Annotated in this window: 26 protein-coding genes; 8 read left to right on the top strand and 18 right to left on the bottom strand. The window is 71.7% G+C overall.

Translation table 11 applies throughout. From position 1 onward, the window contains the following. Positions 1-113: 113 nt before the first annotated feature. The 5 genes from tatC to ACWD5O_RS15400 form a co-directional block, all read right to left on the bottom strand. A complete protein-coding gene (gene tatC, locus ACWD5O_RS15420; RefSeq protein WP_450085670.1) occupies positions 114-1,067 on the bottom strand; it encodes a twin-arginine translocase subunit TatC in 954 nt (317 codons plus the stop codon). A gap of 18 nt (positions 1,068-1,085) precedes the next feature. Continuing rightward, complete coding sequence (tatA, locus tag ACWD5O_RS15415; protein WP_089021067.1) at positions 1,086-1,379, bottom strand: Sec-independent protein translocase subunit TatA; 294 nt, start codon at positions 1,377-1,379, stop codon at positions 1,086-1,088. 203 nt (positions 1,380-1,582) lie between these two features. Further along, a complete protein-coding gene (locus ACWD5O_RS15410) occupies positions 1,583-1,828 on the bottom strand; it encodes a hypothetical protein (RefSeq protein ID WP_354965354.1) in 246 nt (81 codons plus the stop codon). Positions 1,829-1,838: 10 nt separating this feature from the next. Next, positions 1,839-2,903 carry a helix-turn-helix transcriptional regulator gene (locus ACWD5O_RS15405; protein ID WP_354965355.1) on the bottom strand — a complete coding sequence of 355 codons (1,065 nt, stop codon included), beginning with the start codon at positions 2,901-2,903 and terminating at the stop codon, positions 1,839-1,841. Then, positions 2,900-3,898 carry a helix-turn-helix transcriptional regulator gene (locus ACWD5O_RS15400; protein ID WP_387322739.1) on the bottom strand — a complete coding sequence of 333 codons (999 nt, stop codon included), beginning with the start codon at positions 3,896-3,898 and terminating at the stop codon, positions 2,900-2,902. Before ACWD5O_RS15400 ends, ACWD5O_RS15405 begins: the two co-directional genes overlap by 4 nt. A gap of 126 nt (positions 3,899-4,024) precedes the next feature. Here ACWD5O_RS15400 and ACWD5O_RS15395 point away from each other — a divergent pair, with 126 nt between their 5' ends. Both ACWD5O_RS15395 and ACWD5O_RS15390 read left to right on the top strand, forming a co-directional pair. Further along, positions 4,025-5,026 (top strand): cation diffusion facilitator family transporter, encoded by a 1,002-nt coding sequence (locus ACWD5O_RS15395; protein ID WP_354965357.1) that lies wholly within the window; start codon positions 4,025-4,027, stop codon positions 5,024-5,026. A gap of 59 nt (positions 5,027-5,085) precedes the next feature. Then, on the top strand, positions 5,086-6,171 hold the full coding sequence (locus tag ACWD5O_RS15390; protein ID WP_387322741.1) for a DUF3866 family protein: 1,086 nt from the start codon (positions 5,086-5,088) through the stop codon (positions 6,169-6,171). 24 nt (positions 6,172-6,195) lie between these two features. Here the strand turns inward: ACWD5O_RS15390 and ACWD5O_RS15385 are convergent, their stop codons facing one another. The 3 genes from ACWD5O_RS15385 to pafA form a co-directional block, all read right to left on the bottom strand. Next, entirely contained in the window at positions 6,196-7,341 is a 1,146-nt protein-coding gene (locus ACWD5O_RS15385) for an oxalate decarboxylase family bicupin (RefSeq protein ID WP_450085669.1), read from the bottom strand. Between the two features lie 153 nt (positions 7,342-7,494). After that, positions 7,495-7,689 (bottom strand): hypothetical protein, encoded by a 195-nt coding sequence (locus ACWD5O_RS15380; protein WP_354965360.1) that lies wholly within the window; start codon positions 7,687-7,689, stop codon positions 7,495-7,497. Positions 7,690-7,756: 67 nt separating this feature from the next. Continuing rightward, entirely contained in the window at positions 7,757-9,115 is a 1,359-nt protein-coding gene (gene pafA / locus ACWD5O_RS15375) for a Pup--protein ligase (protein WP_354965361.1), read from the bottom strand. Positions 9,116-9,307: 192 nt separating this feature from the next. Between pafA and rfbB the strand changes: the two genes are divergently transcribed. Next, entirely contained in the window at positions 9,308-10,291 is a 984-nt protein-coding gene (gene rfbB / locus ACWD5O_RS15370; protein ID WP_450085668.1) for a dTDP-glucose 4,6-dehydratase, read from the top strand. A gap of 4 nt (positions 10,292-10,295) precedes the next feature. Here the strand turns inward: rfbB and prcA are convergent, their stop codons facing one another. The 6 genes from prcA to arc all read right to left on the bottom strand — a co-directional run bounded on the left by prcA (position 10,296) and on the right by arc (position 16,433). Continuing rightward, positions 10,296-11,120, bottom strand: coding sequence for a proteasome subunit alpha (gene prcA, locus ACWD5O_RS15365; protein ID WP_387322747.1), 825 nt, complete (start codon positions 11,118-11,120; stop codon positions 10,296-10,298). 61 nt (positions 11,121-11,181) lie between these two features. Beyond that, positions 11,182-12,021, bottom strand: a complete 840-nt coding sequence (prcB, locus tag ACWD5O_RS15360) for a proteasome subunit beta (protein ID WP_354965364.1) — start codon at positions 12,019-12,021, stop codon at positions 11,182-11,184. Then, complete coding sequence (locus tag ACWD5O_RS15355; protein ID WP_387322750.1) at positions 11,940-12,230, bottom strand: endonuclease VII domain-containing protein; 291 nt, start codon at positions 12,228-12,230, stop codon at positions 11,940-11,942. Before ACWD5O_RS15355 ends, prcB begins: the two co-directional genes overlap by 82 nt. A gap of 386 nt (positions 12,231-12,616) precedes the next feature. Further along, positions 12,617-12,832, bottom strand: a complete 216-nt coding sequence (locus ACWD5O_RS15350; RefSeq protein WP_067366797.1) for a ubiquitin-like protein Pup — start codon at positions 12,830-12,832, stop codon at positions 12,617-12,619. Between the two features lie 117 nt (positions 12,833-12,949). Beyond that, positions 12,950-14,467: a depupylase/deamidase Dop gene (gene dop, locus ACWD5O_RS15345; protein ID WP_387322753.1), complete on the bottom strand. Its 1,518-nt coding sequence runs from the start codon at positions 14,465-14,467 to the stop codon at positions 12,950-12,952. 184 nt (positions 14,468-14,651) lie between these two features. Beyond that, the gene (gene arc / locus ACWD5O_RS15340; protein WP_387322754.1) at positions 14,652-16,433 is read right to left on the bottom strand and encodes a proteasome ATPase; all 1,782 of its coding nucleotides are present in this window, start codon (positions 16,431-16,433) and stop codon (positions 14,652-14,654) included. 178 nt (positions 16,434-16,611) lie between these two features. Here arc and ACWD5O_RS15335 point away from each other — a divergent pair, with 178 nt between their 5' ends. Beyond that, positions 16,612-16,902: a ferredoxin gene (locus ACWD5O_RS15335; RefSeq protein WP_074309704.1), complete on the top strand. Its 291-nt coding sequence runs from the start codon at positions 16,612-16,614 to the stop codon at positions 16,900-16,902. Between the two features lie 44 nt (positions 16,903-16,946). Here ACWD5O_RS15335 and ACWD5O_RS15330 read toward each other — a convergent pair whose 3' ends face one another. From ACWD5O_RS15330 to ACWD5O_RS15315, 4 genes are read right to left on the bottom strand one after another with little or no spacing between them, the layout of a single operon-like run. Continuing rightward, the gene (locus tag ACWD5O_RS15330; RefSeq protein WP_354965368.1) at positions 16,947-17,519 is read right to left on the bottom strand and encodes a hypothetical protein; all 573 of its coding nucleotides are present in this window, start codon (positions 17,517-17,519) and stop codon (positions 16,947-16,949) included. Further along, positions 17,516-17,644, bottom strand: a complete 129-nt coding sequence (locus ACWD5O_RS15325) for a hypothetical protein (protein ID WP_354965369.1) — start codon at positions 17,642-17,644, stop codon at positions 17,516-17,518. The genes ACWD5O_RS15330 and ACWD5O_RS15325 overlap by 4 nt, the downstream gene beginning before the upstream one ends. Before the next feature lie 22 nt (positions 17,645-17,666). Continuing rightward, positions 17,667-18,668, bottom strand: coding sequence for a tRNA (adenine-N1)-methyltransferase (locus ACWD5O_RS15320; RefSeq protein ID WP_450085667.1), 1,002 nt, complete (start codon positions 18,666-18,668; stop codon positions 17,667-17,669). Beyond that, positions 18,665-19,819, bottom strand: coding sequence for a site-2 protease family protein (locus ACWD5O_RS15315; RefSeq protein ID WP_387322759.1), 1,155 nt, complete (start codon positions 19,817-19,819; stop codon positions 18,665-18,667). The genes ACWD5O_RS15320 and ACWD5O_RS15315 overlap by 4 nt, the downstream gene beginning before the upstream one ends. A gap of 77 nt (positions 19,820-19,896) precedes the next feature. On the opposite strand from ACWD5O_RS15315, the gene ACWD5O_RS15310 reads away from it, so the two are divergent. From ACWD5O_RS15310 to ACWD5O_RS15295, 4 genes are all read left to right on the top strand, one after another. After that, the gene (locus ACWD5O_RS15310) at positions 19,897-20,811 is read left to right on the top strand and encodes a RecB family exonuclease (RefSeq protein WP_387322761.1); all 915 of its coding nucleotides are present in this window, start codon (positions 19,897-19,899) and stop codon (positions 20,809-20,811) included. A 204-nt stretch (positions 20,812-21,015) separates the two neighbouring features. After that, positions 21,016-21,702 carry a response regulator gene (locus ACWD5O_RS15305; protein WP_387322763.1) on the top strand — a complete coding sequence of 229 codons (687 nt, stop codon included), beginning with the start codon at positions 21,016-21,018 and terminating at the stop codon, positions 21,700-21,702. A 354-nt stretch (positions 21,703-22,056) separates the two neighbouring features. Continuing rightward, the gene (locus ACWD5O_RS15300; RefSeq protein ID WP_354965373.1) at positions 22,057-22,824 is read left to right on the top strand and encodes an ABC transporter ATP-binding protein; all 768 of its coding nucleotides are present in this window, start codon (positions 22,057-22,059) and stop codon (positions 22,822-22,824) included. Beyond that, positions 22,824-25,379 carry an ABC transporter permease gene (locus tag ACWD5O_RS15295; protein WP_354965374.1) on the top strand — a complete coding sequence of 852 codons (2,556 nt, stop codon included), beginning with the start codon at positions 22,824-22,826 and terminating at the stop codon, positions 25,377-25,379. Before ACWD5O_RS15300 ends, ACWD5O_RS15295 begins: the two co-directional genes overlap by 1 nt. Positions 25,380-25,409: the final 30 nt, after the last annotated feature.

Genomic DNA, 25,409 nt, shown 5'->3' with positions numbered 1-25,409 from the left:
GGTCGCGGTCCGGGCGCTCAGGGTCACGCCGCCACGGCGGGTTCGGCCGCACATGCGGCGACGCCGCCCCCGTTGAGCGGGGACGGCGTCGGCGGACCGGACGGCGGGGGCCGTCAGGTCATGTCGTCGTAGCGGCGTTCGATCGGGGCGGGTGGGGCGATCGGCTCCGGTGCGCCGACCGGCGCGTCCACGTCGATCCGCTGCCCCGCCTCGACCGGCTCGGGGTCGTGCTCCAGCGGCGACACCTCGTCGTCGTCGAGGCCGGCGTAGACATCCTTGCCGCGCCCTCGCCGGCGATCGTTGAGGAACGCCACCCCGACCGCCACGAAGTAGAGCAGCGAGAGGGAGAGCGCCAGCAACGTCATGCCGAACGGACCCGGATCCGGCGTCGCGATGGCCGCGAAGGCGAAGGAGATGAAGATGACCGCGCGCCACCAGCTCAGCAGCCGCCGGGCGCTGGCCACGCCGGTGAAGTTGAGCATCAACAGGATGAGCGGGAACTCGAACGCAACCCCGAACAACAGGATCATGTTCGTGACGAACGAGATGTAGCGGGTGACCTCCAACTGGGTGGAGAGGCCGGTCACGCCCGCCTCCAGCAAGAACGCGAGGCCCTTGTCGACGACGAGGTAAGCCAGGACCGCACCACCGGCGAACAGCGGCGCCGCGATCGCGACGAAGACGTACGCCCACTTGCGCTCGTGCCGGTGCAGACCGGGCGCGATGAAAGCCCAGAGCTGGTAGAGCCAGACCGGCGCGCCAGCGATCAGACCGATCCAGAGCGCCAGCTTCAGCTTCAGGATGAAGCCGTCCGCGGGCGACAACTGAAGGAACTGGTGACAGTTGCCCAGCGCGTCCCGGGCGCCCGGGAGGCTGCAGTAGGGCTCCTTGAGCAGGTTGAACGCCGGCTGGGCCAGGAAGAAGCCGAGAATCAGGCCAGCGACGATCGCCAGTGACGCGCGGAACAACCGGTTGCGCAGCTCGCGGACGTGCTCGATGAGCGTCATCGAGCCGTCGGAGGCGCGCTCGAAGGCGCGCGGGCCGCTTTTACGCAGTGCGAAGGCCACGGTGCTCGGGCCTCTCGGTCAGTTGTCGCGGACCCGGTGCACCGGGTCGGCGACCGGCTGCTGCGGCGGCGCCTGCTGGTACGGCGCCTGCTGCGGCTGCCCGACCTGCGGCGGCAGCGGCTGGTAGCCGGCCTGCGCGTCGGCCTTCTCGGCGAGGTCGCGGTCGTCGTCCTGCAGGCTCTTGGTCTCCGCCTTGATGATCCGCAGCGAACGACCCAGCGAGCGGGCCGCGTCGGGAAGCCGCTTCGCACCGAAGAGCAGGATCAGCACAACCACGAGAACCGCGATGTGCCACGGCTTGAGGGCACCCATGAGAAGCTCCAGTCGCTCTGTGTGTCCGGGGGCGGTACGCAGCCCATCGTACGTGCGGATCGGCCGCTTGCCACCTGCCGGGGGCAGTCGTCGCGGCCCGGCCGGTGAAGTCTTGACCAACCGCGATGATCAGTCAACCATCGCCGAGCCGACGCCACCGAGGCGGCCCGCCGCCAGCGGGACGGCGCGGCGACGGGGATCGATCAGCCGCGCCTGGCCTTGATCACGGCGAGACGTCGCTGGGCGGTGTCGAGCTGGCGCTGAACACCCTCGGCACGCTGCTGCAACGCCTCGGCGGTGTCCCGCAGCGCCTCCGCCTCGGCGGCCCGGCGCTGCAGCGCCGCCGCGGCGCGGCGCAGCCGGGGCAGCCGGGCCAGCACCGGACGCACGGCCAGCGCGAGCGCCACGAGCGGGAGCAGCACCACCGCGAGCACGATCCAGATCAGCACGGCGGTCAGCCTACTGGGTGCGGCCGGCCACCGCCGGGTCGCCCGAGGGCGCGCCGGGCGTCGCCGGGTCGGCCTCGGGCCGCCGGGGCGCGGCGGTGGGAGCGGGCACGGCGTACGCGTCCAGCGCGGCGGCCGCCGTCGCCCGGACCTGTTCGGCCAGCTCGACCGGGGCGACCACGGTGACGTCCGGGCCGAGACCGAGCACGAACCGGCGGGCCCAGCCCAGATCGGTCACCCGCAGCGACACCAGCCACTGGTCGCCGTCGCCGGCCTCCACCCGCTCGCACGGGTAGTACTCGGTGATCCACCGCTCGCCCCGACCGACCCGCAGGGTGATCAGCGGCAGGTCGGGTGTGGGACGGAAGACGCCCTCGGTCAGGTCGTGCGGGACGGCCTGCGGCGGGACGGTGGCCGGCTCGTCCAGCTCGCTGATCGCGTCGATCCGGTCGGCGCGGAACAGTCGGACCGCCTCGGCGCGGCGACACCACGCCTCCACGTACGCCAGGCCGCCCACCATCAGCATCCGCAGCGGGTCGATGACGCGGTCGGTGGTCTCGTCCCGGGTGGCCGTGTAGTAGGTGATCCGCAGCGCCCGACCGCCCTCCACGGCGGCGCGCAGCGCCTCCACCCGCCGGGTGTCCCCGGGCAGCCGCACCGCCACCGGCGCGCCCACCAGATCACCGGCGGCGTCCTCGATCTTCGCGAGGGCCCGCTCGACGGCCTCCCGATTGGCCACCCCGGGCGTCTCGGCGAGCATCCGCAGCGCCACCACGAGGGCGAGCGCCTCGTCGGGGGTGAGCCGCAGCGGGCGGTCGATGCCGGCGTCGTAGGTGATGGTCACCCGGTCGCCGTCGAAGGCCATGTCGATCAGGTCACCGGGGCCGTAGCCGGGCAGCCCGCACACCCAGAGCAGCTCAAGGTCCTCGCGCAGCTGGCGCTCGGTGACGCCCAGGTCACCGGCCGCCTCGGCGATCTCGATGCCCGGCCGGGCCAGCAGGTAGGGCACCAGGTTGAGCAGCCGGGCCAGGCGGTCGGCGGAGGCCCGGGAGCCGCCGCGCGCGGCTGGCCGGGTCATCGGGCATCACCGGTGACGACCAGCTCGTCGTGTCGGGCGGCGATCTCCTTGAGTCGCTGGATGACCGCCTCGCGGACTTCCGGCGGGTCGAGCACGCGCACGTCCGGGCCGTAACGGACGAGCTGACCGGCCAGCCCGTCCGGGTCCGCGTACGGCAGGACCAGCCGGTCGCCGTCCGGGCCGGCGGTCACCTCGACCGCCCAGCGGCGCAGACCGGCGGCCCGGCCGGGTGCGGCCAGCACGGTGGCCCGACCGGTGCGCTCCACCGGGCCGGACCAGCGGGCCACGTGGCTGATCAGGTCGACGCCGGCCGGCGGCTCGTAGGCGCCGGGCGCGCCGGTCACCCGGACCGCGCCGACCACCCGGGACAGCCGGAAGCAGCGCGTCGCCGCGCGGTCCAGGTCGTGGCCGACCACATACCACCGGCCACGCCAGCAGACCACGCCCCACGGCTGCAGCCGCCGACGGCTGGGCGCGTCCCGGTCGGGCACCCGGTAGTCGAACCCGACCTCCCGGCGGTCGCGGGCGGCGGCGGTCAGCGGCGCGAACGCCGGGTCGACGGTGACCATCGGCTCCAGGCCCAGGGTGGCCTGCGGGTCCACGTCCACCCCGGCGGCGCGCAGTTTGGCCAGCCCCGACGAGGCGGCGGCGGCGAGACCGGCGTGCTGCCACAGCCGCGCGGCGATGCCCACGGCGGCGGCCTCGTCCGGTTCGAGGGGGATGTCGGGCAACGCGTACTCGCGGTGGGCGATCCGGTAGCCGGGCTCGGCGTCGAAGACACTGGCCGTCCCGGTCTCCAGCGGCACGCCCAGCTCGCGCAGCTCGGCCTTGTCCCGCTCGAACTTGCGCTGGAACGCCTCGTGGTCACGCGCGTCGTCCGGATCGTGCTCGTAACCGGGCACGGTCGCGGCGATCTGCGCGGCGGTCAGGAACCGTCGCGTGGACAGCAGGCAGATCACCAGGTTGACCAGGCGTTCGGTGCGGGTCCGCGACACGGGTAGACGCTAGCAGCCGACGCGCCCGAGACCTGCACCCGCGCTGGCGTGCCGCACATCTGTTCGGATCGGCGGGTCCCGGCCACTCGCCGAGCGCCGGGCCGCCACCGGTCATAGGGTGCCTTCATGGCGCAAGCGGGGGTCAAGACCGAGAGCGTCAGCACCGTGGTCGTCGCCGGGGCGGCCAACCTCGCCATCGCGGTGGCGAAGCTGATCGCCGGGCTGATCTCCGGCTCCGCCGCGATGCTCTCCGAGGCGGCGCACTCGGTCGCCGACACGACCACCGAGGTGCTGCTCTACCAGGCGCTGCGCCGTGGCGCGCGACCGGCGGACGCCCGGCACCCCTTCGGGTACGGCAAGGAGAGCTACGTCTGGGCGTTCTTCGCCGCCATGTTCACCTTCGTCGCCGGCGCCGGTTTCGCCGTCACCCACGGCGTGACCACCATCCTGTTGCACCAGCACAGCGACGACTACCTCATCTCGTACATCGTGCTGGGGGTGTCCTTCGTCATCGAGTCGATCTCGCTGGGCCGGGCCGTCCGGCAGGTCCGCCGCGAGTCCCGGCGGTGGCGGACCACTCCCCGACACTTCCTGCGGCTGACCGCCGACACCACCGTCAAGGCGGTCTTCCTGGAGGACAGCGCCGCCCTGATCGGTCTGCTGCTGGCCGGGCTCGGGGTCGGCCTGTCCGAGGCCACCGGCGACGAGGTGTGGGACGGCGTCGCGTCGATCCTGATCGGGCTGCTGCTCCTGACCGTCGCCGGGATCCTGGCCAGCAACAACCTGTCGCTGCTGGTCGGTCGGGCGGCCCCGGAGCGACTGCGCCGGGAGATCGAGCAGGAGCTGGCCGGGCTACCCGAGGTGGAACGGATCGATACCCTGCTGACCATGCAGCTCGGCCCGGACGACCTGCTGGTCGCCGCGAAGGTCGATTTCCGCGACGAGGCCACCGGCGCGGCCATCGAGGCCAGCGCCGACGAGGCCGAACGGCGGCTCACCGGGCGGTACCCGGAGATCCGCTACGTCTTCCTCGATCCCACCCGGTCCCTGCCCGGCGCCGTCGGCAAGGCCCGCAACACCCAGGCCCGGCCGAGCCCGGACTCCGGCGGCGAACCAGACCCGAGCTGAACCACGCGCCGGACCACCCGGGCGCGGGGCGCCGGGTCCGCGCCGCTAGCGTGCCCGTCATGGTGCGATGGCGGGCGGGGACGGTGGCGGCGCTGCGACGGCAGTGGACCGGGGCGGTGGAGCTGGACGTCGACCTGCCCGACGGCACCCGGATGCGGGCGCTGGCCTACCCGGAGCTGGTCGGCACTCCCGAGCCCGGCGACCGGGTGCTGCTCAACGCCGGGGCGCTGCTGATGGGGCTGGGCACCGGCGGGTACGCCCTGGTGGTTGCTCTGCCGGACCGGCTGCCGCCGGACCCGCCGGACGCCGGCGACACCCGCGACGCCGGGCACCTCGTCAAGGCCCGCTACACCCCACTGCAACCGATCCTGCTCGGCGTCGACGAGGAGGCGTCCCCGCACCGGGACGTGCTGGCCGACGCCGACGACCTGGGCGGGCTGCCGGTCGTCACCGCCGACCTGCACTCGGCCCTGCCGGCGATCCTCGCTGGTATCCGGGCCGCGGCCCCGGACGCCCGGGTGGCGTACCTGCTCACCGACGGCGGGGCGTTGCCGGCCTGGTTCTCCCGTACCCTCGCCGGGCTGCGCGCCGAACTGGCCGGCACGATCACCGTCGGGCAGGCGTTCGGCGGCGACCTGGAGGCCACCACCCTGCACGGCGGCCTGCTCGCCGCCCGGTACGTGCTGCGCGCCGACGTGGCCGTGGTCGCGCAGGGTCCGGGCAACCTCGGCACCGGCACCCGGTGGGGCTTCTCCGGGGTGGCCGTCGGCGAGGCGGTCAACGCGATCGCCACGCTGGGCGGTCGACCCGTCGGGTCACTGCGGATCTCCGCCGCCGATCCCCGCCCCCGGCACCGGGGCGTGTCGCACCACAGCCTCACCGCGTACGGGCGGGTGGCGCTCGCCCCGGCGGAGCTGGTGGTGCCCGACGACCTGGACCCGGCGTTGGCCGCCGAGGTGGACGCGGCGCTGGCCCCGCTGGCCGCCCGGCACCGCATCGTCCGGGTGCCCACCGCCGGCCTCGACGCCGCGCTGCGGGCCAGCGTCGTGCCACTGTCCACGATGGGACGTGGCCTCGACGCCGACCACGCCTACTTCCTCGCGGCGGCGGCGGCCGGCCGCCACGCCACCACCCTGCTCCCCTGACAGTGCGGCGGAGGGCGACCCGGGTCAGCGGATCACGGGGCGCTTGTCCCGGGGTAGGGCTTCGATCAACTCCCGAGGCAGGTTGAGGGTCTCCGCGATGACCTGGGGTGGCGTGTTCGCCATCCACTGGGTCAGGGAGATGTCCTCGAAGAGGGGCTTGCGGAACATCTCCAGGAAGACCAGCGGCTCCTCGCCGAGGTTCTCGATGTAGTGGCCGTAGGCGAACGGCACGTACCCGACGTCCCCGGAGCGCATGTCGAAGGTGCCCGCCACACCACTGCTGGCGAACACGCCCATCCGGCCGTGCCCGGAGAGGTAGTACTGCCACTCGTCGTCGGTGGGATGCCAGTGCAGCTCCCGCATCCCACCCGGGTCGACCTCCACCAGAGCGGCGCAGATGGTGGTGGCCGCGGCGAACTGGGACACGTCGGCGATGCGTACCTGCCCACCGGCGAACCGCTGCGGCTGCTGGGCGAGCAGCCGATGGCTCAGCGTGCGGGGCACATCCCCGGTCGGGCTCACCACCCGGTCCCGATCCAGCGGCGGCGGCACCTCTCCGGCGAAGATGTACTTCTCCCGATCCGGGATCGAGTCGAGCTGCTCGGGCCGCCAGCCGAAGTTCTTCGCCAGCACGTCCTTCGGGGTGTGCGCGAAGAAGTCGCTGATCAGGAACGTGCCGTTCTCGGTGAACGCCCCGTCGTCGAAGACCAGCAGGAACTCGACGCCCTCGTCGAGGGCCTGGATGTGGTGCGGCACCCCTTGCGGGAAGAACCACAGGTCACCGGCGCGCACGTCGTCGAGGAAGTTCCGGCCCTCCTGGTCGACGGCGCTGATCCGGGCGCTGCCGCGCGACACGTACGCCCACTCGGACTGCTTGTGCCAGTGCAGCTCCCGGTACGCGCCCGGCTCCAACGCCATGTCCACGCCGCACAGCTCGGTGGCGACCGGCAGCTCCCGCACGGTGACCTCGCGGGTCCAGCCGCCCCGTTGGATGCGGGTGTGCGCGTCGGAGAAGGAGAACCGCAGGTTGGGCAGGGTGCCCGCGTCCGTGCTCGGTGGCGTCAACAGATCGGGGTTCTGCCGGTCCTGGACCACGTCGCGCGGCCCGGGGTCCCGCCAGCCGGCCTGTCCCCTCTGGGGTTGTGGCGTCGCCCTGTCCCCGCCCGTCATCGCTCGCTCCCTCCGTCGGCCAGCCCGATGCCACCGCGGCGCCGCGTGCGGGCGTCCGGTGACCGGCGACGGGTACCCGGCCCCGAGACCCGGGCGGGCCAGCGGTGGCCCGGCCGGGCCAGCCACCGCCGACGGGCGGCGAAGACCCGGGGATCAGGCGAGGAAGATGAGGGCGAGCCAGCCGCCCACGATGAGCACCAGCGCTAGGGCCAGCACCCAGGTCGGCACGGTGTACTCGCCGCGGCGGTTGCGGTCGATCTCGGCGCGGATCTTGTCCCGCCGGCGTTCGACCCAGTTCTGCCGCTCGGCGCCGCGCTCGGAGCGGTCGGAAGGTCCAGAAGTCGTCATGGCGCGCCCAGCCTACCGGGCCGGCCGGCCCCGCCGGCGGACACCACCGCCGGGGCCGGCACACCCGTCACATGCTGGCGATCAGCCGCTCCACCCGTTCGTCGTACGCCCGGAACGGGTCCTTGCAGAGCACGGTGCGCTGCGCCTGGTCGTTGAGCTTCAGGTGCACCCAGTCGACGGTGAAGTCCCGCCGCTTCTCCTGGGCGTGCCGGATGAACTCGCCGCGCAGCCGCGCCCGGGTGGTCTGCGGCGGGGTCTCCTTGGCCTCGAAGATCTCCGGATCGGTGGCCACCCGGTCCACGTCGCCGCGGCGCTCCAGCAGCCCGTAGAGGCCGCGACCACGACGCACGTCGTGGTAGGCCAGGTCCATCTGCGCCACCCGGGGGTGCGACAGTGGCAGGTCGTGCTTGCGCTGGTAGCGCTCGATCAGCCGCAGTTTGCTGACCCAGTCGATCTCGCGGGAGACCGGCTCCAGGTCCCCGGTCTCCACCGCGCTCAGCACCCGGCCCCACAGCTCGACCACCCGCTTGGCCGCCTGGTCGCCCCCGCGGCGCTCCACGAACTCGGTGGCCTTGGCCAGGTATTCCTGCTGGATGTCCAGCGCGCTGACCTCCTTGCCGGAGGCCAGCCGGACCTTGCGCCGGCCCGTGATGTCGTGCGAGACCTCACGGATCGCCCGGATCGGGTTCTCCAGCGACAGGTCGCGCATCACCACCCCGGCCTCGATCATCCGCAGCACGATGTCGGCCGTGCCGACCTTGAGCAGCGTGGTGACCTCGTTCATGTTGGAGTCGCCGACGATCACGTGCAGCCGCCGGTAGCGCTCGGCGTCGGCGTGCGGCTCGTCGCGGGTGTTGATGATCGGGCGGCTGCGGGTGGTCGCCGAGGAGACGCCCTCCCAGATGTGCTCGGCCCGCTGTGACAGGCAGTAGACCGCGCCACGCGGGGTTTGCAGGACCTTGCCGGCCCCGCAGATCAACTGCCGGGTGACCAGGAAGGGGATGAGGACGTCGGCGAGTCGGCCGAACTCGCCGTGCCTGGAGACCAGGTAATTCTCGTGGCAGCCGTACGAGTTGCCGGCCGAGTCGGTGTTGTTCTTGAACAGGTAGATCTCACCCGCGATGCCCTCGTCGTGCAGTCGCTTCTCCGCGTCGACGAGCAGGCCCTCCAGGATCCGCTCGCCGGCCCGGTCGTGGGCGACCAGGTCGGTCACCGAGTCGCACTCCGGTGTGGCGTACTCCGGGTGCGACCCGACGTCCAGGTAGAGCCGGGCCCCGTTACGCAGGAACACGTTGCTCGACCGACCCCAGGACACGACGCGACGGAACAGATACCGCGCGACCTCGTCCGGGGACAGCCGCCGCTGCCCGCGATAGGTGCAGGTGACGCCGTACTCGGTCTCGAGGCCGAAGATTCGCCGCTCCATGGTGTGACATTAGCCGTCCGGAGGGCCCGTTCGTCACTGTCAGACCACAGGTCGTGCCCGGGGGGCGGTCACATACCGGTTGAGTGCGACATTCCGTCCGGCCCGCGCGCGCCGGCTGCGCCCCGCCCCGGATGCGCCGGCAACGGCGCGACGGCCCTCTCGGGATGCCGGCTCGCGTAGAGTGCTGAACCCGTGAGGATCCTCGTCACCGGCGGAGCGGGATTTATCGGCTCGGCGTACGTGCGCATGCTGCTCGGCGCGCCGGGCGGCGACGCGGGACTCCCGGTGAGCGAGCCGGACGTGGTGACCGTGCTGGACAAGCTGACCTACTCGGGCAACCTGACCAACCTCGACCCGGTGCGCGACGACCCCCGGCTGCGGTTCGTGCAGGGTGACATCTGCGACCCGGCCCTGGTCGACGAGGTTGTCGCCGGGCACGACGTGATCGTGCACCTCGCCGCCGAATCGCACGTCGACCGGTCCATCGCTGGCGCCGCCCCGTTCGTCACCACCAACGTGCTCGGCACCCAGACGCTGCTGGACGCCGCGCTGCGCCACGGCACCGGGCGGTTCGTGCACGTCTCCACCGGCGAGGTCTACGGCTCGATCGACGAAGGTTCCTGGACCGAGACCTGGCCGTTGGCGCCCACCTCGCCGTACTCGGCCTCGAAGGCCGGCGCCGACCTGCTCGCCCTGGCCTACCACCGCACCCACGGCGTGGACGTGGTGGTCACCCGCTGCTCCAACAACTACGGGCCGTACCAGTTCCCGGAGAAGGTCATCCCGCTGTTCGTCACGAACCTGCTCGACGGCGGCACCGTCCCGCTCTACGGCGACGGCGGCAACGTCCGGGACTGGCTGCACGTGCACGACCACTGCCGGGGCATCGCCCTCGTGCAGCACAAGGGCCGCCCCGGCGAGGTCTACCACATCGGCGGCGGCACCGAACTGACCAACCGGGAACTCACCGGCCGGCTGCTGGAAGCCTGCGGCGCCGGCTGGGACCGGGTGGTCCCGGTCCCGGACCGCAAGGGCCACGACCGCCGCTACTCGCTCGACACCATCAAGATCAGCGAAGAGCTGGGGTACGCCCCGAGCATCGACCTGGAACACGGTCTGGCCGCGACGGTCCGGTGGTACCGCGACAACCGGGCCTGGTGGGAGCCGCTGCGGTAGGGATTTACTCGGCCGTCTGCGTGCCCGACTTGTCCTCGAGATCGGCCGACCCGGCGGACGACGTGGGCTTGTGCGCCTCCTCGGTCGGCGACGTCGGCGCCTCGGCACGGTCCCCGGCCGGCGGCTCGGCGCCCCCGTCCAGCAGCGAGGTCAACGCCGCGCCGGTGATCCGGCGGAAGGTCCGCCCGACGCGCCGGCGGTCCAGCACCGCGACCTCAAGCTGGTTCGCGGCGATCGTCCGGGCGGCGCCGCCCTCCCCGCCGACGGTGCTCAACGCCTGCACCGCGACGTTCACCGCCTCCCCGAGCGACATGTCCGCCCGGTGGTTCGACTTCAGCACGCCGGTGATCGCCTCGGCCTGCCCACCCATCGCCATCCGCCCCGGCTCGTCGTTGACCGAACCGTCGTAGGTCAGTCGGTACAGCTCATCGTCGTCGGGAGTGGCACCGACCTCCGCCACGCAGATCTCCACCTCGAACGGCTTCGACTGCTCGGTGAAGATCGCGCCCAGCGTCTGCGCGAACGCGTTCGCCAGGGCCCGACCGGTGACGTCCCGCCGGTCGTAGCTGAGCCCGTTCAGGTCCGCCATCCGCACGCCGGCCCGGCGCAGGTTCTCGAACTCGTTGTACCGGCCGACGGCGGCGAAGCCGATCCGGTCGTAAATCTCACTGACCTTGTGCAGGGCGCTGGAGAGGTTCTCCGCGACGAAGAGCACCCCGCCGGCATAGCTGAGGACCACCGCGCTACGACCCCGGGCGATGCCCTTGCGGGCCAACTCGGAGCGGTCGCGCATGATCTGTTCGGGCGAGGCGTAGAACTGCATGGCCACGGCGGCGGTTCTCCTTACGGCGCTGAGCTGACGACTGCTGACTGGTGGGGGTGGGCGAGAGTCAACCGCCCGGGTTCTCCATCCGGCCGGAAACCACACCCTCGGCAATCGCCGCCGTCTCGGCGTCGGTCAGCCGGCGGGTGCCGTCGGCCGTCGCGGTCATCACCACCGGGTAGATCCGTCGGGTCAGGTCCGGTCCGCCGGTCGCGGTGTCGTCGTCCGCGGCATCGTAGAGCGCCTCGACCGCCAGCCGGGTCGCGTCGTCGACGGACAGGCCGGCCCGGAAGCGCTTCTTCAACGCGGACTTGGCGAAGAGCGAGCCGGAGCCGATCGCGTCGTAGCCGGTCTCCTCGTACGGGCCGCCGGTCACGTCGAAGCTGAAGATCCGGCCAGCCCGCGCCGGGTCCGCGCAGGCGAGGTCGAAGCCGGCGAAGAGTGGCACCACCGCCAGCCCCTGCATGGCGGCGCCCAGGTTGCCCCGGATCATCGAGGCCAGCCGGTTTGCCTTGCCGTCCAGCGAGAGCATGGCGCCCTCGATCTTCTCGTAGTGCTCCAACTCCACCTGGAACAGTCGCATCAGCTCGATGCCGATGCCCGCGGTGCCCGCGATGCCGACCAGCGAGTACGCGTCCGCCGGGTGCACCTTCTCGATGTCGCGCTGGGCGATCAGGTTGCCCATGGTGGCCCGTCGGTCGCCGGCCATCACCACACCGTCAGCGGCCGCGATGGCCACGATGGTGGTCGCGTGCGGCGCCAGGTCGGCGGCCATGCCCGGTGGCAGCGGCCGTCGACCGGGCAGCATCTCGGGCGCCACCCGGCTCAGGAACGTGGTGAAGGAGGACGTCCCCGCGTTGGTGAACACATCTGGTAGACGCCCGGATGGATCAAAGCCCGCTGCCACGTGGTTCCTCTCAGGTACGTGATCGCCCTGGCCAGCCTCATGGGACTGTCACGGAACTGGCCAAGACCACCGTTGCAGTTGAAGCAGAGTATCCCGCGCACCCATCCGGTGCGATGATCGTGGTCCAGATGTTCCGGATCGGGGCGCTCACAGATGGCGCACACGCCGCCCTGCTCGGCCAGGAGCTCGTCGAACTCCTTCTGCCCCACGCCGTAGCGCCGCCGCAGGTGGTATTCGCGCGTGCCGCCGTATAGCCGCTGCGCGGTCTCCTTGCTCCGGTCATTATGGCAGGGTTTGCAGTAGCTGTGCCGACCACTGGCCTTAGCCCTGGTAGTGGGAAAATCCCCCAGCGGCTTGATCTGCTCGCAATCCGGGCACCACTTGAGACCCTGACCGACCGGCGTCGCCGACCGTCGCTGCAGCGAGACGCCTCGCTTGCGGCGACTGACCTCCGACCGGGCGTTCGCGCACGACTTGCAGTAGAAGGCGAGCCCGTCCGTCCGTCGACGGTCGCTGTGGAACTCAGTGCGTGGCAGTAACCGCTTTCAGTCCGGGCATATCTTGTCCGATCGGCCTGACAAACCGGACATATGCCTCATTGGCCCCCTTTTTGGACGTAACCCCTCACGAATTCTTCTGCATTCTCTTCAAGAACGGAGTCGATCTCGTCGAGCAGGTCGTCGACGTCCTCGGTGATCTCGGCGTGCCGCTCCGCCACCTCAGGGTTGGCCTCGGTGGTGACGTCCTCGATCTCCTCGCCCTGCCGGGACTTGCCGGACTGCGACTGACCGCCGCTGTCACGAGTGGCCATAGCTGCCTCCTCTAGATCGCCTGGCATGAAATCTACCCCGTGGAAGCGACGGAAAGCCCCCGCGTCAGCCGTGTTCGGGTGGCACCGATCGCCGATCCCCGACGGGCGCGGCGTCGCTCACCGGCCGGTCAGCGTCTCCAGGAGGTCCTTGGCGCTGGCGCAGCGGTCGAACAACGCCCCGACGTGCGCGCGGGTGCCCCGTTCCGGCTCCATCATCGGCACCCGGACCAGCGACTCCCGGCCGACGTCGAAGATCACCGAATCCCAGCTGGCGGCGACCACCTCGGAGGCGTACTGCGCCAGGCAGCGACCGCGGAAGTAGGCCCGGGTGTCCTCGGGCGGCTCGGTCATCGCGGTGCGCGTCTCCTCGTCGGTGAGCAGCGTCTTCATCGCCCCCCGGGAAACCAGCCGGTGGTAGAGGCCCTTCTCCGGCCGGACGTCGGAGTATTGCAGGTCGACGAGCTGGAGCTTGTGCGCGCCCCAGCCGAGCTTCTCCCGCTCCCGGTAGCCCTCCAGCAGCCGCTGCTTCGCGACCCAGTCCAACTCGTCGGCGCAGAGCATCGGATCGCGACCCAGCCGGTCCAGCACGCTCTCCCAGCGGTCGAGGACGTCGGTGGTCTGCTCGTCCACGTCCGTGCCGTAGCGGTCGTCGACAAAGGACCGGACGCGCTCCAGGTAGGCCCACTGCACGTCCAGCGCGGTGAGCCGGCGGCCGTCGCGCAGCCGCATCCGGTGGGTCAGGGACGGGTCGTGGCTGACCGCACGCAGCTCGCTGACCGGGTCGGCGATGCCGAGGTCCGAGCCGAGCGCCTTCTCCTCGATCATGGTGAGGATCAGCGCGGTGGTGCCGACCTTGAGGTAGGTGGAGATCTCCGAGAGGTTGGCGTCGCCGATGATGACGTGCAGCCGGCGGTACTTGTCGGCGTCGGCGTGCGGCTCGTCCCGGGTGTTGATGATGGGGCGCTTGAGGGTGGTCTCCAGACCCACCTCGACCTCGAAGAAGTCGGCGCGTTGGGAGATCTGGAAGCCGCTCTGGCCGCCGTCCTGGCCGATGCCGACGCGGCCGGCGCCGCAGACGATCTGCCGGGTGACGAAGAAGGGCGTCAGGTACGCCACGATGTCGGCGAACGGGGTCTGTCGGCGCATCAGGTAGTTCTCGTGCGCGCCGTAGCTGGCGCCCTTGTTGTCGGTGTTGTTCTTGTAGAGGTGGATCGGCTGGCTGCCGGGGATGGTGGCGGCCCGGCGGGACGCCTCGGCCATCACCCGCTCGCCGGCCTTGTCCCAGCGCACCACGTCGCGCGGGTTGGTCACCTCGGGGGTGGAGTATTCCGGGTGGGCGTGGTCGACGTAGAGCCGGGCGCCGTTGGTGAGTATCACGTTGGCCAGGCCGAGGTCCTCGTCGGCGAGGGCCTCGGCGGGGTCGTAGGCGGCCCCGGAGTAGGTGAAGCCGCGCGCGTCGCGCAGCGGCGATTCCTCCTCGTAGTCCCACCGGGCCCGCCCACCCCGGTTGAGCTCGGGGCGGGCTCCGTATGCGTTGACCACCTGGGACGAGGTGACCATCGGGTTGGCTCCGGCCTGGCCGGGCACGGAGATGCCGTACTCGATCTCGGTGCCCATGATCCGTCTTACGCTCATCGACCTACCCGCTTCGCTCGCCCGACCCGGTCCCCCGTCACGTCGAGCGTAGTCCGACAGATCGGGGACGGGGGCACGCCGGTGCAGCCGTGTCACCGGTGTCGTCGCCGCGCCCGGGTCCACAGGAAACGGCCGGGGCCCGGGACGCGTCGCGTCCCGGGCCCCGGCCGTTGCTAGCTGTGGCTCAGAGGTACTGGCCGGTGTTGCTGGCGGTTTCGATGGACCGCCCGGCCTCGGCGCCCTTGCCGCCGGAGACCAGCGTGCGGATGTAGACGATCCGCTCGCCCTTCTTGCCGGATATCCGGGCCCAGTCGTCGGGGTTGGTGGTGTTGGGCAGGTCCTCGTTCTCCCGGAACTCGTCGACGCAGGCGTCGAGCAGGTGCTGCAGGCGCAGCCCCTTGCGCCCGGAGGTGAGGAACTCCTTGATGGCCATCTTCTTGCTGCGGTCGACGATGTTCTGGATCATCGCGCCGGAGTTGAAGTCCTTGAAGTAGAGGACTTCCTTGTCACCGTTGGCGTAGGTGACCTCGAGGAAGCGGTTCTCCTCGGTCTCCGAGTACATCCGCAGCACCACGGCGTCGATCATGGCCGCGACGGTGGCCTGGGGGTCGGCGCCGTGCTCGGCCAGGTCGTCCGGGTGCAGGGGCAGCCCGGAGAGGATGTACTTGGAGAAGATGTCCTTCGCCGCTTCGGCGTCCGGCCGCTCGATTTTGATCTTCACGTCGAGCCGACCCGGACGCAGGATCGCCGGGTCGATCATGTCTTCCCGGTTGGAAGCGCCGATGACGATGACGTTCTCCAGCCCCTCCACGCCGTCGATCTCGCTGAGCAGCTGCGGGACGATCGTGTTCTCCACGTCGGAGGAGACACCGGAGCCACGGGTCCGGAAGATCGAGTCCATCTCGTCGAAGAACACGATCACCGGGGTGCCCTCGCCGGCCTTCTCCCGGGCCCGCTGGAAGATCAGCCGAATGTGCCGCTCGGTCTCGCCGACGTACTTGTTGAGCAGCTCCGGGCCCTTGATGTTGAGGAAGAAGCTGGTGTGCTTCTCCTTGCCCTGCCGCTCGGCGATCTTCTTGGCCAGCGAGTTGGCCACCGCTTTGGCGATCAGCGTCTTGCCGCAGCCGGGCGGGCCGTAGAGCAGGATGCCCTTGGGCGGGCGGAGCTGGTGCTCACGGAACAGGTCCGCGTGCAGGAAGGGCAGCTCCACCGCGTCGCGGATCTGCTCGATCTGCGACTGGAGGCCACCGATGTCGGTGTAGCCGACGTCGGGCACCTCCTCCAGGACCAGCTCCTCGACCTCGCTCTTCGGGATCCGCTCGTACGCGTACGAGGAGCGGGGCTCGATCATGAGCGAGTCGCCGGCCCGGATCGCCGAGCCGATGAGCGTCTCGGCGAGGTGCACGATGCGCTCCTCGTCGGAGTGGGAGACCACCAGTGCCCGGTCACCCGGCGCACCGCCCGGCCCCTCCAGGATCTCCTTGAGCATCACCACCTCGCCGACCCGCTCGTAGCCGAACGCGTCGACGATGTTGAGCGCGTCGTTGAGCAGGACCTCCTGGCCCCGGCGCAGCTCGGCCACGTCGAGCGAGGGCGAGACGGCGACCCGCAGCTTGCGACCGCCGGTGAAGACGTCCACCGTGCCGTCGTCGTGCTTGGCCAGGAAGACGCCGTAGCCACTCGGCGGTTGTGCGAGGCGGTCGATCTCCTCCTTGAGCGTCACAATCTGCGTGCGAGCCTCCTTGAGGGTGCTCACCAGCCGGTCGTTGTTCTCGGTCAGCCGCGCCAACTGTGCCTGGGTGGCCGCCAGCCGCTCTTCGAGCTGCCGGACGTGTCGGGGGCTTTCGGTCAACTTGCGCCGCACCAGGGCGAGTTCCTCTTGAAGGAACGCGACCTGCGTGGAGAGATCGTGGGCTTCCTTCTCCCACCGTGCGGCGCGCGAGTCCGCGTCGTCGCTGCGTGCCACGTCCCACCTCCCCGGGGGGCTTGAACGTTCTGCCCTAACACTAGCCGCTATGAGGCCGATTCGGTCCCACGCAACACCCTCGTCACCGAACCTTGATCGCCAAGGGTGGCCTGGCGGGCCGGTACTGGCGTTCGGGTACCGTCGGACCGTACGACGGGAGAACATGGGGGGTGCTCCGGTGGCCGAGGTCGCGACCGACCAGTTGCAGGTCTGGGTGGACCAGGATCTCTGCACGGGCGATGGGCTCTGTGTGCAGTACGCGCCGGAGGTGTTCGAGTTCGACATCGACGGCCTGGCGTATGTCAAGGGCGCCGACGGTGAGCTGCGGATGGCGCCGGGCAGCCGGGTGGACGTGCCCGAGCACCTGCGGCTCGAGGTGATCGACTCCGCGAAGGAGTGCCCGGGCGACTGCATCCACGTCGTGCGGGGCGACGGTGTCGAGGTCGCCGGCCCGGACGCCGAGGACTGAGCCACCCGCCAACCGGCGCGGCCCCCGGCACGAGGGGGTAGGGCTCAGAGCAGCGGGCGGCCGACCACCGAGGCGACCAGCCGGGCGAACTCTTCCAACCGGGCGATCTGCCCGGCGCCGCCGTCGTCGAGGGTCTTGCCGAAGCGCAGCGCGTCGTGCCGTGGCGTGCCGACGATCTCCTCGCTCGGCGGCGCCTCGTCCAGCGAGGTGAGCAGCAGATACACGTCGATGCTGTCGACACGGATCTCGCCGCTGTCGGTGCGGTTGAGCCGGCGACGGCAGCCGACCTCGGTGACGGTGGAGACCGGCACCACCCGCAGCGACGACGTCATCGACCCCGGCGGGCCCTCCGTCGGCGGCACGTCCTCGCCGTGCCAGAGGATCAGCCGGCTGCCGTCGCAGACCACGACCTCCTGCCACACGCCGTTGACCTCGTTGACGAAGCGTTCCAGGGTGAAGCCGAGCACCGACGCGCCGCGCAGCACCCCGCCGAGCGCCTCCAGGGCCACGTCCGGGTCGCGCAGGTAGGCGCGCGCCGCCGACTCCAGGTCCTGGTAGGGCGACCAGTCCGGAAACACCGCGGGCAGATCGCCGCCGCCGTAGCCCGGTCGGCTCATGCCGCCGCCTCCCCCCGCTCGGCGACGCCGTCGCCCGGGCGCGGGCCGACCCGGTCGACCCGCGCACCCACACCGACCTGCCTGCTCGCACCGGCCCGGACGCCCGCACCCCCACGCGTGCTCACGCCGGCCCGCCCAGCTCGATGGTCACGGCCTGTCCATCTCCCCCGTCGCGTCGGGCTCCACACCCGCCACCTGCGCGGCGGCCGCCTGTCGGGCCGCCTCCGCCTCGCGCAGCACCTGCCGGCGCTGCACGTACGCCTCGGTGCCCTTGCTGGGCTTGCGGCGGCGGGGCGGCGCGGTGACCCCGGGGGCCAGCTTGCGGGCGGAGACCAGGAACGCGGTGTGCGCGATCATCCGGTGGTCCGGCCGGACGGCGAGGCCCTCGGCGTGCCAGTCCCGCACCAGCGACTCCCAGGCCCGCGGCTCGGTCCAGCCGCCGCGCTCGCGCAGCGCCTCCACCAGCTCGGAGAGCTGGGGCGTGGTGGCCACGTAGCCGATGAAGACGCCGCCGGGCACCAGCGCCCGCTCGACCATGTCGAGCGTCTCCCACGGGGTGAGCATGTCCAGGATGATCCGGTCGAAGCCGGTCTCCTGGCACTGCGCGACGTCGCCGACGTGCAGGTTCCAGGCCGGGTGCGGCCCGTTGAAGAACGACTCGACGTTGCGCCGCGCGATCTGGGCGAAGTCGTCCCGCAGCTCGAACGAGTGCAGGTCCCCCTCGGTGCCGACCGCGCGCAGCAGTGAGCAGCTCAGCGCGCCGGAGCCGGCGCCGGCCTCCAGGACCTTCGCGCCGGGAAAGATATCGCCCATCGCGACGATCTGCGCCGAGTCCTTCGGGTAGATCACCTGCGCGCCGCGCGGCATGGACAGCACGTAGTCCGACAGCAGCGGCCGCAGCGCCAGGAAGGCCGTGCCGCCGCCGGTGGTGGTGACCACGCTGCCGTCGGGCAGGCCGATCAGCGCGTCGTGCGCCAGGATGCCGCGGTGGGTGTGGAACTCCTTGCCGGGCTCCAGCGTCACGGTGTGCATCCGCCCCTTGGGGTCGGTCAGCTGCACCCGGTCGCCGGGCCGGAACGGCCCGCGGTGCACGGGTGTCAGCGCCGGGGAGGCGGCGTCGGCCGGGACGGTGGAGGGAGTTGCGGTCACGATGTCATCTTCCGGTCGGGTTCGAGGACCTGCGCGAGGTCCGCGATGTGCAGAATGCCGACGACATCTTCGCCTGCCGTCACCACGTACTGCGCGCCCGGGTGGCTCTGCACGGCCTCCATCACCCGCTCGCCGTCCAGCCCGACCGGCAGCGCGGGGAGCGCGCCCAGCGACCGGGCGACGGCGTCCACGGCCAGCCACGGGCGGCGATCGACGGGTACCGCCTCGGCGGCGGCCGGGTCGACCAGCGCGACCGGCCGGCCGGTGGAGTCCGTGACCAGCAGCGCGGCGGCGGGCTGCCCACCCTCGGCGCGCCGGCGCTGGGCCTCGGACAGCGGTGTGCCGGTGGTCACCGGCCAGACCGGCCGGGCCAGGCGGGACAGGTCGATCAGCGGGAACCGGCGGCTGACCCGGGCGGCCCGGATCGACTGCCCGGCGCCGCGCCAGAGGGTGACGGCGACCAGCAGCATCAGCGGCAGCGCCAGTGGCGCCAGGAAGCCGCCGACGGTGAGCAGGAGGACCAGGATCGTGGTGCCGACGGCGACGACGCGGCCGGCCCAGCCGGCGACCTCGGTGCCGCGGTGCCGGTCGCCGGTCAGCCCCCACACCGCGGCGCGCAGCGCCCGGCCGCCGTCGAGTGGCAGCCCGGGCAGGCTGTTGAACAGCGCGACGATGACGTTGCTCACCGCGAGCTGGAAGGCGAGCTGGTGGGCCACGCCGCCCCCCGGCAGGGCGAGCGTGGCGGCGACCGCGACGACGGCCAGCACCGCGGAGACCGCCGGGCCGGCCAGTGACACCAGCAGGTCGACGCGGGGAGACGGGGCGTCCCGGTCCATCTCGGTGTAGCCGCCGAGCAGTTCCAGAGTGATCCCGCGCACACCGATGCCGTAGCGGCGGGCGGTGAGCGCGTGGCCCAGCTCGTGCAGCAGCACCGAGCCGAGCAGCGACACCACGAACCCGAAGCCGATCAGATAGCCGCTGATCTGCGGCAGGTCCAGCTGCCGGCGGGCGAACTCCGCGTACAGCACGGCGACCAGCGCGGCGAGCAGGAGCATCGAGGCGTTGAGGTGCAACGGCACTCCGAACACCCGGCCCACGTTCAGGCCGGTGCGCCGGTCGGGTCGCCGCGGCGGTCGGGATGTCTGCTCCATCGGGACGATGCTACGGACCGGGGGTGTCCGGGCCGGGTGGCGGTCGGTGTCACACCGGTGCCCTAACCTTTGCCGACATGACGGCGGAACCGGTCACCACCCACCAGTCCCCCTCCCCGGCGCAGTTGCCGCCGACGGTGCGGGCCTCGCTGTCCCCGTCGCGGGCGGCGGATTTCAAGACCTGCCCGCTGCTCTACCGGTTCCGCAGCATCGACCGGCTGCCCGAGCGGACCACCATTGAGCAGGCCCGGGGCACCCTGGTGCACGCGGTGCTGGAGCGCCTGTTCGACCTGCCCGCCCAGAGCCGCACACCGGCCGCGGCAGGTGACCTGGTGGCCCCGCAGTGGGACCGGATGGTCACCGAGCAGCCGGAGCTGGCCGGGATCTTCGACGGCGCGGAGCCGGCCGGCCCCGTGGAGTTCCTGCGCTCCGCCGCCGGGCTGCTGGAGGGCTACTTCGCGGTGGAGGACCCCACCCGGTTGGAGCCGGCCGAGCGGGAGAGCCTGATCTCGGCGGTGGTCGACGAGGAGCTGCTGATCCGGGGTTACCTCGACCGGCTCGACGTGGCCCCGGACGGCGCGCTGCGGGTGGTCGACTACAAGACCGGCGGCGCCCCCCGGGAGGCGTTCGAGGCGCGGGCGCTGTTCCAGCTGAAGTTCTACGCGCTGGTGCTGTGGCGCACCCGAGGGGTGGTGCCCAGGGTGCTGCGACTGCTCTACCTGCGCGACGCCGAGGTGTTGGACTACACGCCGGACGCCGAGGAGCTGGTCCGCTTCGAGCGCACGGTGGTGGCGCTGTGGCGGGCGATCGAGCAGGCCACCGCCCGGCAGGATTTCCGGCCCCGCCCGAGCCGTCTCTGCGACTGGTGCAGCCACCAGGCGCTGTGCCCCAGTTTCGGCGGCACCCCGCCACCGTTCCCGGTCGGTGTGGCCGGCGCCGATCCCCTGCGCGATGCCCGGTCCGGTCCGGCGGCGCCGGGCGCCGACGACTGACCTCCGGTGCGCGCACGCCCGTCACCGCGCCTCCTGACCCCTCGCGCCGCGCCACCTCGGGGGCCTCAGGCCGACCGGACAGGTGCCGCGCCGATCGGGACGCGGCGGCTGGCCGAGCTCTACGGTGGTCCGCGGCGCATCGGTAGGCATGCGCGAGGATGACCGGTGCGGCAGCACGGCGTCGGCGCGGGACAGGGAGACGAGATGACCGAACGGGTGGCCTCGGCGCGGCCGGTGCGGATCCTGCTCGCCGACGACCAACCGCTGCTGCGCACCGGGTTCCGGATGGTGCTGGGCGCCGAGGGTGACCTCCACGTGGTGGCGGAGGCCGGCGACGGCCTGGAGGCGGTGGAGCTGTCCCGCCGGCTGCTGCCCGACGTCGTGCTGATGGACATCCGGATGCCCCGGATGGACGGGGTGGCCGCGACCCGGGCGATCGTCGACGCCCGACTGCCGGTGCGGGTGCTGGTGCTGACCACGTTCGATCTGGACGAGTACGTCGTGGGCGCGCTGCGCGCCGGAGCCAGCGGATTCCTGGCCAAGGACGTCCCGGCCGAGGAGCTGATCGCCGCGATCCGCACGGTGGCCGGCGGGGACGCGGTGGTGGCGCCACGGATCCTGCGGCGGCTGCTGGACCGCTTCGCCGACCTGCTGCCCGACCCGGCGGCGACGCCGTCGGCCGTGCTCAGCACGCTCACCGACCGGGAGCGCGAGGTGCTGGTGCAGGTGGCCCGGGGGCTGTCCAACGCCGAGATCGCGGCGGTGCTGTCGGTCAGCGAGACCACCATCAAGACCCACGTCGGGCACGTGCTGACCAAGCTGCGGCTGCGTGACCGGGTGCAGGCGGTGGTGCTGGCGTACGAGTCGGGGCTGGTCCGTCCCCGGGCGTAGGTCCCTGGCGGCAGCTACCTCACTCGGCGTACCCGCAGATCCCTCCCAGGGGCGACGCCCCCGGTTGCCGCGCTCACCTACCGTGACCGGAGATGGCTCGGCGCGGTTGACCCTCTCGTGGGGTCAGCTCCTAGCGTGCGGCCTGGAAGCGTTCCGCCGGTCAGAAAACACGTGGACCGGCCGTCGGGTCAGGGGCAACCCTGAGCCGGCATGGGGGTGCACCCGCAGCGTGAAATCCGCGCCGGATCACCCCGTGGGCGGACGGGACGGGCGCGTGCAGCGCCGATGATGGAAACGGTCGTGCCGGGCCAGCGGGGGCGGCGCGTATTGGCAGAGACGGAAGAGGTAGATGACGTGACCGCGACGGTAGGCCAGCAGGCGCAGGCCGCGGCCAGGGCGAACGACGTGTGGAAGGTGTACGGCAGCGGCGAGGCGCAGGTCATCGCGCTGCGCGGGGTGAGCGCGGAGTTCGAACGCGGCCGGTTCACCGCGATCATGGGCCCGTCGGGTTCCGGCAAGTCGACTCTGATGCACTGCCTGGCCGGCCTGGACTCGGTGACCCGGGGGACGGTGGCGATCGGTGAGACGACCGTCACAGGGCTGGGCGACTCCGGGCTGACGAAGCTGCGCCGGGACAAGGTGGGCTTCATCTTCCAGCAGTTCAACCTGCTGCCCACGCTGACCGCGAAGGAGAACATCCTGCTGCCGCTGTCGATCGCCGGGCGCAAGCCGGACCCGGCCTGGTACGACACGGTGATCGACACGGTCGGTCTGCGGGACCGGCTGGACCACCGGCCGGCGCAGCTCTCCGGCGGGCAGCAGCAGCGGGTGGCGTGCGCGCGGGCGTTGGTGTCCCGCCCCGAGGTGATCTTCGCGGACGAGCCGACCGGCAACCTGGACTCCCGCTCCGGCGCGGAGGTGCTCAACTTCCTGCGCAACTCGGTGCGTGAGCACGGCCAGACGATCGTGATGGTCACCCACGACCCGACCGCCGCCGCGTACGCCGACCGGGTGGTCTTCCTCGCCGACGGGGAGATCGTCTCGGAGCTGATCGAGCCGACCGCCGACACGGTGCTGGACACCATGAAGAAGCTGGACACCCCGACCGAGGTGGGCAACTGATGTTCCGGGCGACACTGAAGAGTCTGCTGGCCCGCAAGGTCCGGCTGATCCTGTCCGGGCTGGCGGTGGTGCTCGGAGTGATGTTCGTCTCCGGCGCCTTCGTGCTCACCGACACCCTGGGCCGCTCCTTCGACTCGGTCTTCGCCGACGGCTTCTCCGACATCGACGTGAACGTCGCGGCGAAGCCGAAGGTGGAGGTCAGCGAGGTCCAGGGCGAGCAGACCGCCAACCCGGTGCCCGCCGCGGTGGTGGACCGGGTGAAGCAGGTGCCGGGGGTGGCCTCGGCGACCGGCATCGTCAACGCCGACGGCGCCCGCGTGATCGGCAGCAACGGCAAGGTGGTCACCTCGTTCGGTCCGCCGCAGTTGGGCGAGAACTGGACCGGGGAGAGCGAACTGCTGCAACTGCGCGAGGGCCGCGGGCCACAGGCCGAGGACGAGATCGTCATCAACAAGTCGCTCGCCACGGCGGCGAAGCTGCAGGTCGGCCAGAAGGTCGGGGTGCTCACCGCGTTCGAGTCGAAGAAGCGCGACTTCACGCTCGTCGGCATCCTCGGTTACAGCGGCGACCGGGACTCGATCGGTGGGGTCAACGAGGTCTTCTTCACCACCCCGGTGGCGCAGCGGTTGATGCTCGGCGCGCCGGACGCGTTCAGCAGCATCACCGTACGCGCCGCCGACGGAGTCTCCGACGAGGCGCTGCGCGACGACGTGGCCCGCACCCTGGGCGCGCAGTACGAGGTGAAGACCGGTGAGCAGGTGGCCGCGGACGCCGCGGCCAGCCTCAAGGAGGGCCTCTCCTTCTTCAACAAGATCCTGCTCGGCTTCGCCGCGGTGGCGCTGCTGGTGGGCACCTTCCTGATCCTGAACACCTTCTCGATCATCGTCGCCCAGCGCACCCGGGAGTTGGCGCTGATGCGGGCCATCGGGGCCAGCGGCCGGCAGATCATCGGCTCGGTGGTGCTGGAGGCCATCGCGGTGGGGCTGATCGCCTCGGTGCTCGGCCTGGCGGCCGGCATCGGCGTGGGCGCGCTGCTGGCGTTCCTGTTCGGCAAGCTGGCCGGTGGGCTCACCCTGGCCGGGATCGGCGTGCCGGCGGCTGCGGTGATCGGCTCGTTCGCCGTCGGACTGGTGATCACCGTGGTGGCGGCGCTGCTGCCGGCGCTGCGGGCGTCCCGGATCCCGCCGATCGCCGCCATGCAGGACGTGGCCACCCCGGACCGGCCATTGACCAAAATCACGGTCGCCGGGTCGGTGGTCACCGGCATCGGCGCGGTGCTGCTCTTCCTCGGGCTCAGCGGCAACGCCAGCGGCCAGACGCTGCCCACCATCCTCGGTGGGGTGCTGTTCGCCTTCATCGGCGTGGCGCTACTGACGCCACTGATCAGCCGGCCGGTGGTGAGCCTGCTCGGGGCGATCTTCTCCTGGTCGGTGCCGGGCAAGCTGGGCCGGCTGAACTCGGGCCGCAACCCGCGCCGTACCGCGATCACCGCCGCCGCCCTGATGGTCGGCATCGCGTTGGTCACCGGCGTCACGGTGATCCTCGACTCGGCCAAGGGCAGCATCAGCGCTCTCGCCGAGGACACCATCAAGGCCGAGCTGGTGATCTCCGGTGTGCAGGGCGGCCCGCGGCCGCCGAGCTTCGACCCGGGGGTGCTGGACCAGGCCAAGGCCCTGCCCGGCGTGCAGATGGTCGACGGCGAGTACGGCGACATGGCGAAGCTCAACGGCGAGAGCACCTGGGTCGCGGCGAGCAGCGACGTCGCGTCGCTGCGGCAGATCTTCGGTGCCAAGCCCACCGCCGGTGACATCGACCGACTCAGCCCGACCCAGATGCTGGTCAGCTCGGACACCGCCGACTCCCGCGGCCTGTCGGTGGGCTCGACGGTGAACGTGCAGCTGACCCGGGGCGAGGCGCGGACGTACACGGTCAGCGGCATCTACGAGTCGTCCCAGCTGACCAACCCGGTGATGCTGCCGGTGACGGCGGCGAAGGACTTCGCCATCCCGCAGCCCATCCAGGGCTTCATCCAGCTGGCCCCCGGCACTCGGGTCGCCGACGTGCAGCCGCAGGTGGAGACGCTGCTCGCGGACAGCCCCGAGGTGTCGGTGGCCGATCGGCAAGCGTTCATCAAGCAGCAGACCGGTCAGCTCGACGCGCTGCTCACGATGATCCAGATTCTGCTGGCGCTGGCCATCGTGATCGCCGTGCTGGGCATCATCAACACCCTGGCGCTGTCGGTGCTGGAGCGGACCCGCGAGCTGGGTCTGCTGCGGGCGATCGGCCTGCGCCGCGGGCAGACCATGGGCATGATCACCGTGGAGGCCGTGGTGATCTCCGTGTTCGGCGCGCTGCTCGGCGTGGTGGTCGGCAGCGGCCTCGGCGCCGCGGTGGTCGAGGCACTCAAGGACGAGGGAATCACCGACCTGATCCTGCCGTGGGGGCAGATGGGTGTCTTCCTCGGTCTCGCCGCGATCATCGGGGTGGTGGCCGCGGTGCTCCCGGCGGTCCGGGCGGCCCGGATCAACGTCCTGGGCGCGATCGCCCACGACTGACCGCTCACCACGGGACCCCGGCGCCGCTCG

This window comes from Micromonospora sp. NPDC005161 (genome assembly GCF_053599855.1).
Note: the sequence above shows the minus strand (reverse complement) of the source record. Positions and strands in the feature narration are given on the sequence as shown.

Coding starts and splice junctions, on each gene's coding strand:
- ACWD5O_RS15305 (WP_387322763.1), top strand. CDS start 21,016: ATGACCGAACGGGTGGCCTCGGCGCGGCCGGTGCGGATCCTGCTCGCC.
- ACWD5O_RS15405 (WP_354965355.1), bottom strand. CDS start 2,903: ATGACCCGGCCAGCCGCGCGCGGCGGCTCCCGGGCCTCCGCCGACCGC.
- ACWD5O_RS15395 (WP_354965357.1), top strand. CDS start 4,025: ATGGCGCAAGCGGGGGTCAAGACCGAGAGCGTCAGCACCGTGGTCGTC.
- ACWD5O_RS15310 (WP_387322761.1), top strand. CDS start 19,897: ATGACGGCGGAACCGGTCACCACCCACCAGTCCCCCTCCCCGGCGCAG.
- ACWD5O_RS15380 (WP_354965360.1), bottom strand. CDS start 7,689: ATGACGACTTCTGGACCTTCCGACCGCTCCGAGCGCGGCGCCGAGCGG.
- ACWD5O_RS15330 (WP_354965368.1), bottom strand. CDS start 17,519: ATGAGCCGACCGGGCTACGGCGGCGGCGATCTGCCCGCGGTGTTTCCG.
- ACWD5O_RS15390 (WP_387322741.1), top strand. CDS start 5,086: ATGGTGCGATGGCGGGCGGGGACGGTGGCGGCGCTGCGACGGCAGTGG.
- ACWD5O_RS15350 (WP_067366797.1), bottom strand. CDS start 12,832: ATGGCCACTCGTGACAGCGGCGGTCAGTCGCAGTCCGGCAAGTCCCGG.
- dop (WP_387322753.1), bottom strand. CDS start 14,467: ATGAGCGTAAGACGGATCATGGGCACCGAGATCGAGTACGGCATCTCC.
- ACWD5O_RS15295 (WP_354965374.1), top strand. CDS start 22,824: ATGTTCCGGGCGACACTGAAGAGTCTGCTGGCCCGCAAGGTCCGGCTG.
- ACWD5O_RS15315 (WP_387322759.1), bottom strand. CDS start 19,819: ATGGAGCAGACATCCCGACCGCCGCGGCGACCCGACCGGCGCACCGGC.
- tatA (WP_089021067.1), bottom strand. CDS start 1,379: ATGGGTGCCCTCAAGCCGTGGCACATCGCGGTTCTCGTGGTTGTGCTG.
- pafA (WP_354965361.1), bottom strand. CDS start 9,115: ATGGAGCGGCGAATCTTCGGCCTCGAGACCGAGTACGGCGTCACCTGC.
- ACWD5O_RS15385 (WP_450085669.1), bottom strand. CDS start 7,341: ATGACGGGCGGGGACAGGGCGACGCCACAACCCCAGAGGGGACAGGCC.